Origin of the sequence: Vibrio sp. 10N.286.49.C3 (genome assembly GCF_041469545.1) — a bacterium.
Taxonomy (GTDB): Bacteria; Pseudomonadota; Gammaproteobacteria; order Enterobacterales; family Vibrionaceae; genus Vibrio; species Vibrio tasmaniensis_A.
The window spans coordinates 266,294-281,007 of the sequence record NZ_JBFRKT010000008.1; the positions used below are offsets into that span (position 1 = coordinate 266,294).

At 44.6% G+C, this 14,714-nt stretch carries 14 protein-coding genes; 7 read left to right on the top strand and 7 right to left on the bottom strand.

Going from position 1 to position 14,714, the window contains the following annotated elements:
* Nucleotides 1-129 precede the first annotated feature (129 nt).
* Together AB4180_RS04090 and AB4180_RS04095 are read right to left on the bottom strand one after the other, a co-directional pair.
* Nucleotides 130-1,353, bottom strand: coding sequence for an HlyD family secretion protein (locus AB4180_RS04090; RefSeq protein ID WP_017100960.1), 1,224 nt, complete (start codon nt 1,351-1,353; stop codon nt 130-132).
* A complete protein-coding gene (locus AB4180_RS04095; RefSeq protein ID WP_012600300.1) occupies nt 1,347-1,697 on the bottom strand; it encodes a hypothetical protein in 351 nt (116 codons plus the stop codon). The genes AB4180_RS04090 and AB4180_RS04095 overlap by 7 nt, the downstream gene beginning before the upstream one ends.
* 134 nt (nt 1,698-1,831) lie before the next feature.
* On the opposite strand from AB4180_RS04095, the gene AB4180_RS04100 reads away from it, so the two are divergent.
* Nucleotides 1,832-2,839, top strand: coding sequence for an AraC family transcriptional regulator (locus AB4180_RS04100; RefSeq protein WP_017097042.1), 1,008 nt, complete (start codon nt 1,832-1,834; stop codon nt 2,837-2,839).
* Between the two features lie 6 nt (nt 2,840-2,845).
* Here AB4180_RS04100 and AB4180_RS04105 read toward each other — a convergent pair whose 3' ends face one another.
* Together AB4180_RS04105 and AB4180_RS04110 are read right to left on the bottom strand one after the other, a co-directional pair.
* Nucleotides 2,846-3,748, bottom strand: a complete 903-nt coding sequence (locus tag AB4180_RS04105) for an urea transporter (protein WP_102249380.1) — start codon at nt 3,746-3,748, stop codon at nt 2,846-2,848.
* 83 nt (nt 3,749-3,831) lie between these two features.
* Complete coding sequence (locus AB4180_RS04110) at nt 3,832-4,491, bottom strand: pyridoxamine 5'-phosphate oxidase family protein (protein ID WP_017097040.1); 660 nt, start codon at nt 4,489-4,491, stop codon at nt 3,832-3,834.
* Between the two features lie 90 nt (nt 4,492-4,581).
* Here AB4180_RS04110 and AB4180_RS04115 point away from each other — a divergent pair, with 90 nt between their 5' ends.
* Complete coding sequence (locus AB4180_RS04115) at nt 4,582-6,039, top strand: PLP-dependent aminotransferase family protein (RefSeq protein WP_009845689.1); 1,458 nt, start codon at nt 4,582-4,584, stop codon at nt 6,037-6,039.
* Between the two features lie 46 nt (nt 6,040-6,085).
* Here AB4180_RS04115 and yjeH read toward each other — a convergent pair whose 3' ends face one another.
* Nucleotides 6,086-7,351: an L-methionine/branched-chain amino acid transporter gene (gene yjeH / locus AB4180_RS04120; RefSeq protein ID WP_012600305.1), complete on the bottom strand. Its 1,266-nt coding sequence runs from the start codon at nt 7,349-7,351 to the stop codon at nt 6,086-6,088.
* A gap of 243 nt (nt 7,352-7,594) precedes the next feature.
* On the opposite strand from yjeH, the gene AB4180_RS04125 reads away from it, so the two are divergent.
* The 3 genes from AB4180_RS04125 to AB4180_RS04135 all read left to right on the top strand — a co-directional run bounded on the left by AB4180_RS04125 (nt 7,595) and on the right by AB4180_RS04135 (nt 9,812).
* A complete protein-coding gene (locus tag AB4180_RS04125) occupies nt 7,595-8,056 on the top strand; it encodes an Lrp/AsnC family transcriptional regulator (RefSeq protein WP_012600306.1) in 462 nt (153 codons plus the stop codon).
* 93 nt (nt 8,057-8,149) lie between these two features.
* Entirely contained in the window at nt 8,150-9,097 is a 948-nt protein-coding gene (locus AB4180_RS04130; protein WP_102249379.1) for a LysR family transcriptional regulator, read from the top strand.
* 100 nt (nt 9,098-9,197) lie between these two features.
* Nucleotides 9,198-9,812: a LysE family translocator gene (locus AB4180_RS04135; RefSeq protein ID WP_009845685.1), complete on the top strand. Its 615-nt coding sequence runs from the start codon at nt 9,198-9,200 to the stop codon at nt 9,810-9,812.
* 109 nt (nt 9,813-9,921) lie between these two features.
* Here the strand turns inward: AB4180_RS04135 and AB4180_RS04140 are convergent, their stop codons facing one another.
* Nucleotides 9,922-11,085: a carboxylesterase gene (locus AB4180_RS04140; protein ID WP_009845684.1), complete on the bottom strand. Its 1,164-nt coding sequence runs from the start codon at nt 11,083-11,085 to the stop codon at nt 9,922-9,924.
* A 53-nt stretch (nt 11,086-11,138) separates the two neighbouring features.
* Nucleotides 11,139-11,369, bottom strand: coding sequence for a hypothetical protein (locus AB4180_RS04145; protein ID WP_009845683.1), 231 nt, complete (start codon nt 11,367-11,369; stop codon nt 11,139-11,141).
* 277 nt (nt 11,370-11,646) lie between these two features.
* Between AB4180_RS04145 and hcp the strand changes: the two genes are divergently transcribed.
* Nucleotides 11,647-13,308 carry a hydroxylamine reductase gene (gene hcp, locus AB4180_RS04150; RefSeq protein WP_009845682.1) on the top strand — a complete coding sequence of 554 codons (1,662 nt, stop codon included), beginning with the start codon at nt 11,647-11,649 and terminating at the stop codon, nt 13,306-13,308.
* A 103-nt stretch (nt 13,309-13,411) separates the two neighbouring features.
* The gene (locus AB4180_RS04155; RefSeq protein WP_009845681.1) at nt 13,412-14,491 is read left to right on the top strand and encodes a hybrid-cluster NAD(P)-dependent oxidoreductase; all 1,080 of its coding nucleotides are present in this window, start codon (nt 13,412-13,414) and stop codon (nt 14,489-14,491) included.
* Nucleotides 14,492-14,714: the final 223 nt, after the last annotated feature.

A 14,714-nucleotide genomic window follows, 5' to 3' on the forward strand; every position in this document is an offset into this window, starting at 1 on the left:
ATACTGAATACTGAATACTGCTTAGTTTTTGATTTTTGCTGCTCTGTCTGCAACTAACGGTAAAATAGATAAAAAGCCCGTGCGATCTCAGATCTCACGGGCTTTGTATCGTTTTATCTAAAACAAGTATTAGATCGAGTAGAAGAAGTATAACTGGGACTTCATTCTAATGATGATCCCGCGTATTACGTCTAGGAACGCCATAAAGCTGATAGGCTTCTCACCGCTTACCCAAGCTAACCCTACAGAGCCGACTGGAATATCGTAACCTTCCGCCTCGTCAATTTTTAAGCGGACAAAGTGGTGCTTGTTCTGAAGATTTCGACCTGTGGTGACACGAACTTGTTCATCAATACCTAATAGGCTAGCTTGTGCTTCACCCGTCGCTTCAACAATGCCTTCTACGGTTGCAGAGAATATCTTGCCTGGGTATACCGCCGTTGCAAACTCTGCAGGCTGGCCCACTTTTACGTTACGAATAGCTTGGTGATTCACTCGCATTAACACGTATTTTTCTTCAGTGTACATTTGGATACGAGGCATCATTGATACTCGCTGTCCTTCACGAAGAATGAAGTTAGTTACAAAGCCGTCAGTCGGCGCCGTTACTTTGGTACTGTTCAAATCCCATTGAGCTTGAGCCAATGTTGCTTTTGCCGAATCTACCTCAGTTTGTTTCTTACTGACGTTGGTTTCTGCCTTGTGGATGTTTAACTTCGCGTTCTCAGCATCAACTTCTTTCTTACTCAGTTGAGATTCCAATGTGGTGACGTTATACGTTGCCAAGTCTACCTTTGCCGTTTGTTGGTCGATGTCAGTCTCAGTAATCGTATGTTCTACAACTTTGTTTTGCTTTTGGTAACGGTCAAGTGTTTTAGATTGCAGAACAAGATCTGTTTTTGCTGATTCTATCTGAGCGACAGAGGCTTTGATATCTTCAAGCGCTGACTGATAGCTTACTTTAGCGATGCTCACTTCTTGGCGAGCGGTATCTAAAGCAACGTTCGCCGATTCAAGTTGCACGCTAGCCTTATCTCTTGCAATAACATATTTGGTGTCATCAATTTCGTAAATAAGCTGACCTTCAATCACGTCTTGGTTCGGTCTAATGTGAACCTTGGTTGTTTTGCCTGACACATTGGTTGAATCTGGACGTAGCTGAATGTGTGGTGATTGAACGACTGAACCTCCAGAGAGATCCATAGGAGTGTAGTTAATGAGTCCAACCCAAACAAACAATAACCATGATGTACCACCTAGATAAGAAAATGCTTTGGTGCCCTTATTCCATGGCATACCAATAAGCCTAAGTAGATAGATGAACAGTGCCCACAGAGCTAAGCCTTCTAACATGTTTGGCTCTCCCCATCTTGATCATTCTTAACTTGTTGTTCTGTTGGCTCCGCAGGTGCTTTCCATGTGTCTCTCAGGTTTATGATGGCTTTTTCCATATCAACAAACGCTAAAATGACGGCAAGTACCCATACCCAGTGCCATATGAAGCCAATCCAAGTTAAAGCTGTGATTAAACCGAGCTGGTGATGCTCTTTACTGTGGGCTTTATTGATTGGTAATTCATGAACACGCCAAAAGCCGTAACATGCAGCTGCGATTGTTGCGACCAACACAACGCCAGCTACGACGTGTAATGCGGTGTCTGCGCCTGTTCCAACAAATGGGACACTTAGTAAACTCATTGATCAACCCTAAGTAAAATTTGAACGCCGAGTGTGATGGAAGTTGGATTTACAGGTTGTAAATTTACTAATTACTTCGATAATGGCAATTATATGATTTGATCTATGATCTCCTTTCTAAGGGTTAGCGACGAATGAACAATTGTAACTTCTTAAGAGCGTTAGGGATTTTGGGTATTTATCAACACGCTGTCACAAACCCTGTGGTTAATACGGAGCGTTTAGGTATTCCGAAGTCTGTATTTACTAACTCAATGAATCTTATTCCGGTCAATGAAGTCGATAAATGGTATGGGTTTCTTGAACAGCAAACTAATGATCCAGATATTATTCTGAAACTGTCTGACCGGGTGGATATTGAAAAATTAGGCCCGTTAACCAACTGGTTTTTTTCTGGACATGATCTTGCTTCTACGATCCGCCGAGTGAACATCGGCCTGCACTGTTTACAGTCTGGTGCGTTCTTATACGGTGCACAGGTAGGGACAATGATTAAATGGTGCTACGACAATCCTGCTTACTCAGAAACGGGTAAAGTACATGACTCAATAAGAGTCGCGGTTTTCATTATGAAGATTTTACGTCGATATTTGGGTGATGACTTTAAACCCGTTGCGGTTTCAATAGCAGGTCGTCGAGAGAATGTTGACCTCTACCATGAATATTTCGGCTGTACGATTCAATGGGGACAGCCTCGCACAGAGGTTTGGATCCCGAGTGAATCGAGGTTATCCATCAATCAATCACTATCGAACAGTAAAGCAAATCTGGCGATGAACTTTCATGACTTGGATAACTATCTAAACATGCCAGATGCTGGTGATGAACATAAGGTCACCTATGAGATGATCAACTACAGTCGCCACTTTGGTTTACCAACCCTTCACAAGGTTTCCAGTTTATTAGGGCTCTCTGAGCAGCAGTTTCAACGCCGTTTGCATAAATCGGGCATCAATTTTTCTACCATTATGGGGTATGCGTTAAGCAACGTGGCGGTAGAGCTACTGATGTATTCAGTGCCAGTGGAAGAGGTCTCGAAGAGGTTAGGTTATACCAACGTCGCGAGCTTTAATCGGATGTTTAAGAAACATCGAGGTTTGACGCCTAAGCAGTATATTGAGCGTTTTGATAGTCAATACTGATCATCATTAGTCTTCATCTAGCTTTTTAAAATGAGTGGATAGGTAAACGATTATCCAAGTGCTAAGGACAAAAGGCGCGGTCAGTGGTAGCAGTGACCGTTCATGAAAACCAAGTGTGATGAGACAGCTCAACAGCATGCCTAATAGGATTAACGGCCAAGGGATTCGCGGATAGGGCACCAGTGCTAGAGTGGCAAGAATGGCGTTGTACCCGTAAAGACCTTGCTCAATTAGCGCGCCAGAAGCGCCAATCATGTGGCTAAAAACAGTGCTGATTAACACTGTGAGTACTACCCATAGCGCATGCTTGATATTGTTGAGTGCGATGGCAACCAAGATGACTAGACCCGATAGTGCATTATCGATGAAGCTGACTTGGCTGATCCCTTTCAATAACGGGAGCACCGCTGTTGGTAAGCTGAACCACGAGCCTACCTCAAGACTGATTAGTGGCCTCAGTGCGGAGTCAGGTGCCGAAAACGCCGATAGCCCCAAGGTTGATTGGATAGCATAAATCAGCCAAGAGGTGAGGATAAAGGCACTTGTGTAACCGTGATACTTCTTAAAGCTAAACACGATCTTGGCGATGGGTACGGTTATCAGCGAGCCGAGGGCTACTACTATAATCAGCCACCCATTGACTTCAAAAAAATTCCCGATGAACAAAGCAATCAGTGCGCCATTTAGCGCATACATGCCATTCTCAATATCATGAGACGGTTTATTGGTCAGTAAGGCAAATCCGTAGCTGAAACTGGCGCCAAGCAAGGTAAGAAAAGCCAGCGCAAGTGACTCAATAGAAATGGCAAACAATAGCAGAAACGACGTCATGACCGACGGAGTGAAATAGACTTGCCCAATGCCATTGAGCAAGCCTTCAAATGGTAGAATATCCTTATTCGTTCTCATCGTCTGACTACATTCTTTTGCTATGTTGAATCTTTTGTAGCTCAGATTGTATGCAATTTTATTAAGTTGACCATCTTTGCGTATCAATTCTGATACCAGCGCTCACCATAGGCTTGTTGGTAATCTGGTGTTTCAATGATGCCTTCTTGCTCTGGAACGGTTTCTAATGGCCCAACGACCGTTCGATAAGGTAATACGCCAGCCCATACCGGGATATCCATATCAGCTTTATCATCATTCACTCCATGTTTACCTATCTTCACGGAGGCTTCTGTTAAAGGGATCGCCAATAGCTCGGTGGCGGTGAGCTCTTTCTCATTACTGAGCCTGACTTCATCGGTTCTGCCCGGCGCGATTTGCTCAATAAAAATATTCAACAAGCGATCCTTTTCTTGATTGTCATCGATGACTGAAAATGATCCTAATACCACAGCAGAACGATAATGCGCGCTGTGATGAAATGCCGAACGGGCCAATACCCAACCATCGAACAAAGTGAACGTTAAACAGGTGGGCTCTCCCTTTTTTAACCCTTTTAGTAAGCGACTGTTTTTAGCCCCATGAATGTAGACCATATCATCCACTCGCCACGCGAGCATCGGGATAACCATTGGCCCTTGTTCACCCTGCAATGCAATGTGTGCGATTAAGCTCTCATCAATAATTTGGTGCAGTTTCTCTTGTTCAAATACGGCTTTGTGAGCCCCTTTTTTAATCGTGGTTCTTTTCGTGCTAGATAACATAATCGCTCCTTAATCATTGCCTTTTGATTAATGTAGCGATTAACTGGTCTATTAAATAGAGCCACTTTTAAACACTATTTGGATCCAGTTATGCAGCCTATTGATGTCGGTGACCTACAGTTAGACGAGCAACATGACACGCGTCAAACCGCCTTGTTTCATGCGATCAGAGAAAAGATTGTTCAAGATTTATGGAGTAAGGGCAGTAAGTTACCCTCTACGCGTAAGTTGGCCGTAGAACTGTCGGTAAGTCGAAATACGGTGATTTATGCGTACGAACAACTGGTCACCGAAGGCTATATCGAGAGTAAGCAAGGCTCAGGGTTTTATGTCTCGGTTGAACAACCAGAGCACTTTCTAAGTTTGTCTCAGCCAAACAGTGTTCAGGATCCGAAGGTTAAACAAACAGTCAGTAAACCGGCTGCAAACATAGCGACACCTAACGACATTAACCGCAGCTTTGCCCCCGGAGTTCCTGACTTAGATGCGTTCCCTTTTGCGAAATGGCAGAGGCTGCTGCAACGTCACTCTACACGTCAGAACATTGCGGGCAATCAAGAGGTTCAGGGAAGCTTGGCCTTGAGGGAAGCATTGAGCGGGTATCTTGCGAGTAGTCGCTCGGTTCACTGCAGTACCGATAGAATCATCATCACCGCAGGTGCGCAGCAAGCCATCTCAATTGGTTTGATGGCAACGTTAGCGATGGGGGACAAAATCCTTGTGGAAGAGCCCGGCTATCGACAAGTGCATAAAATCATCGATCTGTTGAGGCTAGAGCTAGACGGTGTGAGTGTGCGTGAAAAGGTTGGGTTAGATATTGAAAAAGTGCTGTCCAGTAACGCCAAGGCTCTGTATGTCACGCCGAGTAACCAATACCCAATGGGCACGACCTTAAATACCGAGCAACGACTTAAACTGATCGATTGGGCCAATCAACATCAGTCATGGATCATTGAGGATGATTACGACAGTGAGTTTCAGTTTGCTCATCGCCCTTATACCAGCATGCAAGGGTTAGCGGGAAAGTTAGGGTTCGATGATCGCATCATCTATGTCGGATCCCTGAGTAAGGTGATGTTCAATGGCTTGCGACTAGGTTATTTGGTGGTGCCAGAAAGTCTGGTGGCGAAGTGTCTTGAGATTAAAGATGCGCTCACTGGAGACACGGCCTCACATACACAAGAAGCGCTGGCGGACTTTGTACGTGAAGGCGATTTATTGCGCCATATTAGAAAGATGCGTCGTTCATACAAACTCAAGCATGAAGCGATGATAGAAGCGATTAAAAGTGAGTTTCATGGCGATCTTGAAGTGATCAGTCAGGCTGCTGGGCTACATGTGACAGTGAAGTGGTATCAAGGGATATCTGAACATGAGTGGAGCCGTAGAGCAGAGTTTGAAAATATCATCATTCGTCCTTTTGACTTTTATGAATATGGATCAAGTGATGCTCGTGATTGGAGTGGTGCAGTGCTGGGGTTTGGTAATATCCGACTGGCTGACATAAAGCCGAAGATCAAACAGATCGCTCGGCTTTTTTATCAGTAATATTGGTAGGGCTTGTTTACAATTTTCTGATTCATCACTAATCGAGTTACAACTTGTCGATAGAGACGGTGGGTTTACCCAACCATTTGCGCCAAGGGAGTGACAATGTCACAAAAACAGTCACTGCATAGAGCATCGACCAACTTAGGCAGATAAACACCAAGGTACAGATGACCAGTGAAATCATGGCTGTGTATCTCGATGCGCCAGTCAGTAATCGGCAGGCCGCTAACATCGCAAGCAGATAAACTAGAACAAAAATACCATTGGCGAGTTTAAGAAAGAATTCGAGATCCAAATTAGACAGCTCGCCGATTACACACGAAATAAGCGCAATAAAGCCGATTGCTAAGGTTGGATAAAGTGGTACGCCACGGCTGTTGAGCTGCGCCATTTTATTGGTCGGAGTGTGTTGGCGAGCTTGAGCCCAAATCATGCGAGACAAGCTTTGGGTGTAAAGGTTTAGGCTAGCAAAACAAGCAAAGAAGCCAAGTACACTGATGACGGTTTTAAAGCCATTGCCAAACAGTTGCTCTGTCACCCACGGGATAGAGGCAGCATCAAATTCCGGCGAACCATAAGCGCCTAGCTTGATAATAACCACTGAACAAGCCCAGTACACCAAACCTGCGACGAAACACCCGGTAATGATGGCGATGGGGAAGTCACGCTGTGGATTCTTAAATTCCTCTCCCATGTGAGCAAAGGCTTCGATTCCTACAAAGCACCAAAACATAACCGCCAGTGCTGCACCAATAGACCACATTGAATCGGATGTCATAGTCGGAACTGCGATGTCAGCTGCTGTGATGTCGGCTTTCCAGACAAAAGCGCTGACTAAAGCAAAAATCGACAAGGCAATCACGGTTTGCAAGCGGCCTGAAGACTTACTGCCCATCAAATTGACGGCAATAAGCAGAGCGATGGTAAAGGATTGAGCACCTAATGGTGTGTCGAGTGGTGCTGGTAACAGTTGTTGAGCAAAGCCTCCTGCCAATGCAATCGCCGCTGGAATACCGACAGGAATAACACTCACAAACAACCAAGCCACACTGGTTTCTAATCGCTCGCTGAATGCTTGGCGCACAAAATAGGCCGTGCCTCCTGCATTGGGGTAGCGTTTCCCTAATGCTGCGAAGGTTAGTGCAATCGGGCAAATGGCGATAAACAGGATTAACCATGCTAATAGCGATAACTGCCCTGCAATGCCTGCTGCGATCGCAGGGATCATAAACAATCCTGTGCCAAGCAAGGTCGTAGAGAGTTGTCCAATTCCTGAAATAAGCGTGATTTCTTGTTTGAGTTGCGTCATTCGCTGTCCTTGCTATTGGCTTTGATATCGGTTTTATGGTGCAGTCTTGTGAGGCTGAGATTGAAAGCATACATTGTCGACATCAATAATACAGCTAGCGAAACGTCTTAAGACACCGTCAATTTAACGGTATTAATTTGATTAAGCGTGAAAGTGTCGGCGGTCATAATGGCTGTTATAAGTAGGAAAGTTGTGTCAAATTAGGCGTTATAAATAGAACAATAAATGGAAAGAATCAGAAGCATGGATAAATTTGATCGCCAAATTTTAGATATTCTAAAAACTAACGCTCGATGCTCAGTGAGCGATATCGCCAGAGATGTCAGCCTGTCTCGCTCTGCAGTGAACGCCAGAATCAAGAAGCTGGAAAACGATAAGATCATTACAGGATATAGTGCACAGGTGACCGAGCCTGATTTACCGAAGAACGTTGGCGCTTATATCTCTTTGAAGTTTGACATGTCGAGCAGTAACCATAATTGTGAGTCTTACGCTAAAAATATCTACGCTATTGATGGTGTGCAGTGGTGTCACTCTATCAGCGGTGAGACCGACATGATGCTTTATGTTGAAGTTGAAAGCATGGAGCGTTTGAACCAAATTCGCGACCAGCTGCAAGGCTATCCTGAACTTCGACATCTTATGACTCATACTGTCTTAACTGAATTCTTCAACAAGCAAACTTCGTCTTTTAATATGTCTTGAGTTAATACCGCTTACCTTCACCGTGTCGTCATTTGTCCGTACTTACTCAACTTATTGTTACTCACTCTATTCTTATTCACTCTAAGGTTGCTGATGTTAGGTAATATCAATTTAAATTTACTGCGGTCGCTGCATGTGCTTCTTGAAGAGTGCCATGTAAGCCGAGCCGCTCAGCGTCTGCACATCACGCAGTCGGCTGTGAGCCGTCAACTGGCTCAGCTTAGAGATCTATGTGGTGATCCTCTTCTGGTTCGCGATGGGAACAAACTGGTTCCAACCAACCGTGCTTTGTTGCTTAAAGGCAAGCTCGATGACTTGCTGGGCGAGTTTGACCACCTCTTAGATGACAAGCCATTTGATCCACAAGATTGGCAAGGTGAATTGGTGTTGGCTTCGAGTGATTATGTTGCTCAGTATATCTTGCCCATTATTGTGTCCGAGGTGTCGAAGGACGCGCCCCATATCAACTTGGCTTATCGTCTATGGCAGCCTAACTTCCTTGAAACGCTCAATGAATCAGGTATTCACTTGGCGTCGAGTATGTTCCCCAAAAAGCCGGATCATGTCTCAAGTATCAAGCTTGGAGAAGATAAGTCCGTGTGTTTGATGAGAGCCTCTCATCCGTTGGCTAAGCAATCAGCCATAAGCTCGGAAGACATCGTGAGTTACTCACATATCAAAGTCACGGGTGGGGGAGATAAAGACAGTTATTCGGATATTGCGTTAAAGAAACAGGGACATAAACGCAGAATTGCGTTGCAGGTACCGTTCTTTTCATCGGCGGGAAACGTGTTAATGCAAGACGACTACTTGATGATTGTGCCGGAGCATATTGCTTATAACTTGGGTCGACATCTCGATGTCGCTTACTTTTCGCTGCCGTTTGAGACAGAAATGCATACCTATTGGCTGATGTGGCATCCTAAGTATGATAACGACTCTGCCCATAAATGGGCTCGAGAGAAAGCGTTTAAAGCCATCCAAAAGTCGAGTTACAATATAAGTATGATTTCAAATCATACCAGTGATGATAATCTTTGATTTCAAATAATACCTACTGCGGCTTATTGTAAGCGCTAAGTATTGAGTACTAATTGTAGAGTGTTCAGCTGGAACGCTTTGTTTTACTAGGAATGGAATGATGACAGTAACAATTTGGTTTTCTTTATTAGCGATTTGCTTATTGGGTGCAATGTCTCCGGGCCCAAGCTTGGCGATGATCGCTAAGCACAGTTTGGCTGGTGGCCGTATGAACGGACTTATCGCAGCTTGGTCACACGCTGCGGGTATAGGTATCTACGCGTTCGCAACCATTGTCGGTTTAGCCGTTGTGCTTGAGCAATCACCAATGTTGTTCAAAGGGATCAGTTTAGCGGGTGCCGCGTATCTGCTCTATCTCGGTGTAAACGCGTTGCGTTCGAAAGGTGGAGTTGCCGCGAAATTGGAAGCGGGTGAACAGATGAGCTACATGCAGTCTGCTCGCGAAGCTTTCTTGATCTCTATCTTGAGCCCTAAGATCGCTCTGTTCTTTATCGCTCTATTTAGCCAATTTGTGGCGTTAGGTAATGAACTGAGCAATCAAGTGATTATTGTCTCAACGCCGCTGATTGTTGATGGCCTTTGGTATACCTTTATCACTTTGGTGCTCTCTAGCCCGTTGATCGTAGAGCGCATTCGAGCAAAAGCGCAGTTGATCGATCGATTATCAGGCGTGGTGTTGATTCTGCTCGCTGTGCGCGTGGTGTGGACGATATAGCGGTAGTCCATATATTGGTAAGAAACGATATCCATTAAAAAGGCTCACTAGACGTTATCTAGTGAGCCTTTTTGACTTCTATGGATTGGTTTCGAAAGACTTGAGCTTGTTAGCCTTCTGAATTCAGCACCGCATCGAGCTTTTCCATGGAATCTGAAAAGTACGGGTTGTAGGTCAAACGCGCATGGTTTTTACCTTCTTCACGATATCCCCACGCTGAGTACCACACTTCACTTGTCGCGTTGCACTGTGCTTCAAAACCTTCCTCTTGACCATTGGAGCAGATCTTCTCGCTACCATTGATCCCGTAGTAAGGATTGCTTGGCGAGAACAGTAAACCCATATGAGAGCCGTTCGAAATACGTTGCTCTGGGATCTTCATGCTGTATTGAACAGCGCGAGGATCGTCAAGTGTGGTTTCCCCTTGCCAAATCAACACGTTATTTGGGTTTGGCATGGATTCCGTAAATGCCTGCTGAACGAAGTGGGTATCAATGACACTGTCGCCTTCACTCATCATAATAAACACGGGCTTATCAAAGTGTTTGTCTTGAAGGCCCTCACGAACCACTTCTGAGGTTTGGTAGTAAACCGAAGCACCATTCATTGGCAGTGAGTTATAGCGAAGTACATTGTCTTCAGGATCTTGATCCGCCCAAGTGACAAAATAGCTTGCTAGCTCCGCATATTGAACGGCAGAAGAGCTCGGTTGAAACGCAGGAGAGAACAACAGTAACCCAGAGATCTTAGGATCGTTCATCGCCTGTGAAGTCACAAGGTTCGCACCTGTTGAATAACCGCCAAGCCACACAGAATCATACTCTTGCTCCAATAGCTTCGTATGATGAGCTACAACACCTTGCCAATCTTCTAAGCTTGGTTGCATTAAGTCACCGACACGACTGCCGTGGCCCGGTAGCAATACCGTTCTCACTAGGTAGCCTTGTTCTGCTAAGTGCGTTGCGATGTCTTTAAATGAGTACGGAGAATCACCTAAACCATGTACCAATAAAACTGCCTTACCGTTAGGTGCCGCAGGTTTGTATTCGGTGGGTGAATTGAGTCGAATCTCTAGCTGCTTGTCTTTGGTCATGAATACACGGTTTTTCAATAACCAATCTTGAGTTTCATTGACGTAGGCATCAAAGCTGTCTTGCTGATATTCAGGCAAGTTTGGAGATGTTTCGTAAGCAGGTATCGATGTCTCGTTGGAACAACCAACGAGACTTAAAGTCGTTAAGGCGAGCAGCGTTAGAATAGTATTTCTATGCATTTTTTGATGTTGTCTCTGTTGTTCTTTTACTATGTCTGAAACTGAAGTTTAGATTACTTTCTGCTTGAAAGGTCTTCGTATTCACCTTCAATAACACCGGCATCACTGGTAGATGATTGACGTGTGTTCATGTGAGCTGCGAAACCCTGTTTTTTCATTTGATTCTGAATGCGCTTGCCAGTGATTAAAGCTGCAATAGCTAAAGGGATAGCAAGAATCAAGCTCGTGAATAACGCCAATAGGCCAGTAAACAACGCAACAATCGTAACTAATATATTTTTCATATTCATTCCTCTTTTCTCTATGTTGTTACTATATCGCTTCTATTCTGAACGAAACATGAACACCGTTAATAAATACCAGAGAGTCACTATGACACAGGTGTGTGTGGATTTAGAGTTTATATGTAGTCATAATCACGCACTAAAATCATGGGATAACAGTAAGTCCCATAAAATCAACGACTTAAAAGTTGGCACGCTTGATGCTCTATAGGGGGGTGGAATAAGTCACTGTAAGCAAAGTACTTACAGCTAATAAAAAATTACTGGAGCCCCTTATATGTTTTGTATTCAATGTGAACAAACAATTCAAACCCCAACCGTAAAAGGCTGTTCTTTCGCACAAGGCATGTGTGGAAAAACCTCGGAAGTATCCGACCTTCAAGACGTGTTGGTGCATTCTCTTCAAGGCGTTTCTTTTTGGGCAAGCCTAGGTCGCGCTTGCGATGTTATTGATACAGAAGTTGATGAGTGGGCGCCAAAAGCGTTCTTCGCAACACTGACTAACGTTAACTTCGACCCTGCTCGTATTATCGAATTCGCACAACAGTCTCATGAATTCAAGCAGCGTTTAGAGCAAAAAGTTCGTGCAGCAGCAACATTGATTGGTTTTGAAATTCCAGAACTTTCTGCAGCAGCACAGTTCGATCTTCCAACAGATTCTTCAGAGCTATTGGCACTTGCGCCTCAAGCTGCTGTAAACCGTGGTCACGACTCTCAACACGAAGATGTGATTGGCCTTCGTCTTCTTTGCCTATACGGCTTAAAAGGTGCGGCAGCCTACATGGAGCACGCTCGTGTTCTTGGTCAAACTGACAATGCTATTTTTGCTGAGTACCACGAAATCATGGCGTTCTTAGGTACAGATCCATCTGACCTAAAACAACTGCTAGATACGTCTATGCAGATTGGCTTGATGAACTACAAAGTCATGGAAATGCTGGATAAAGGTGAGACAGATACATTTGGTCACCCTCAACCAACAACCGTGAACGTGAAAACTAAGAAAGGACACTGTATTCTTGTTTCTGGTCACGACTTGCATGATCTAGAAAAGATCCTTCAACAAACCGAAGGCAAGGGCATCAACGTTTACACTAACGGTGAGATGCTACCAGCACACGGTTACCCAGAGCTAAACAAGTACCCACACCTTGCGGGTAACTACGGTAGCGCTTGGCAGAACCAGCAAAAAGAATTCGCTAACTTCCCTGGCGCAATTGTAATGACGTCTAACTGCCTGCTTAACCCTGATGTAGGTTCTTACGCAGACCGTCTATTTACACGCAGCATCGTGGGCTGGCCGGGTGTTGATCACCTTGAAGGCGATGATTTCAGCGCAGTAATTGACTGTGCACTGGCGCAAGAAGGTTTCAAACACGACGAGATCGAGCAGATGATCACTGTCGGCTTTGGTCGTAACGCACTGATGGAAGCGGCACCTGCGGTTGTTGAGCAAGTGAAAGAAGGCAACATCAAACACTTCTTCCTAGTGGGTGGTTGTGACGGTGACAAATCTGAACGTAGCTACTACACAGACTTCACAGCTCAAGCGCCAGAAGATTCAGTAATCCTGACATTGGCATGTGGTAAATTCCGTTTCAACAAAAACCAATTCGGCGACATTAACGGTATCCCACGTCTGTTAGATGTTGGCCAATGTAACGATGCTTACTCAGCGATTCAGCTTGCTATCGCACTGTCTCAAGAGTTTGATTGTGGTATCAACGAACTTCCGTTAACGCTGGTTCTATCTTGGTTCGAGCAAAAAGCGATCGTTATCCTGCTTACCCTGTTCGCTCTTGGTGTGAAAGGTATTTACACGGGCCCAACAGCGCCAGCTTTCCTAACAGAAAACCTATTAAAGATTATGCAAGACGAGTTCGATATGCGTTCTATCTCAACGCCAGAGCAAGATCTTAAAACAATCTTAGCGGCTTAATTTAAGCCAACTCTAAGCCCCGTTGTTGTGACGTTTTTCTAAAACAGACAACGGCGGGGCTTTTTCGATTTAAATCTTTAGTCATTAGCAAGGTACACGAACTATGTATGCATGGTCGGATAGCGATTCAATCAATTTAGTGTGTTTAAAGAAATGGCACGAGACGCCAGATACGGTCAGCTTTGAGCTTGGCAGCGTTCCACAAGACTTACATTTCAACTTTAAGCCAGGGCAATTTATTACTCTGGGTTTGTATATGCCGGCGAAAACCGATTACCGTGCTTATTCTGTAGCGTCTTGTCCTGAAGATAACCGCCTGAAACTGACGGTAAAGCGTGTGGAAGGTGGTTTGGTTTCGAACTTTATTGTTGATGAACTTGATGAAGGTGATGAGGTTTCTGTATTGAAGCCTGCTGGTGCGTTTAACTGTATTGATTGCATGCCAACGACGACCAAAAAAGTGACGCTAGTGAGTGCGGGTTGCGGTATCACTCCTGTGATGGCGATGGCAAAGTATTGGTTGGCTCAAGGCAGTGATATTGAGATCGACTTCGTCCACATGGCACGCAATAAGCGTGAGACCATTTACTTTCAAGAACTGCATCAATTAGATGAGGCGCACAGCAACTTCAATCTTAAATTGCTGCTAAAAGACAGTGAAGGAACATTAGCTCCTCAAGGTCGATTAGATAAGAATTGGTTAGTAAAACTAAGCCCAGATATTTTAGACCGAACTGTTTATCTGTGCGGCCCAGTTGGCTTTATGCAAAACATAGAAAGCTACCTGAAAGAACTAGAATTCAACATGGAAAATTTCTATCAAGAAAGTTTCACGCCAGCGAACCCAAACACGGATTCACTAGCCAATAGCAATACAGCTTCAGAAGAGTCACAAGCGGAAGCGTCTGCAGATTCAAATGGTGCCGTTAAGGTGTTTGTTCCTGCATTTGGCGCAGAAGTAGAAGCGGAAGCGGGTACACCACTGGCTGATTCATTAGAGAAAGCTGGAGTTCCGATTATTATTGCTTGTCGCAGTGGGATTTGTGGTTCTTGCAAGTGCAAAGTAACCAAAGGTTCAGTGGAATCAAGCAGCCAAGAAACATTGACGCCAGAACAGATTGAGCAAGGTTATGTCCTTGCGTGTTCGAGTACGATTCAGTCAGATGTTGAGGTTGAGCTGTAGCAGATGTGAAGTCGAGCTTTGTTAGAACGGTAAAAACAAAGTTGGCATAATAGAGACCAAAATTAAAGTACCAGATGTAAAAAGGCCACTTAGATCAGATAGAGAGAGCAGATCTAAGTGGCAACCTTCCTGTTTATACGGGGGAGTAAAACAAGAAGGGTTGCGAAGCCCATAATAGACTTCGCAGATATAATTATTATGTTGTGGAGCCGTTTGCGCTGAG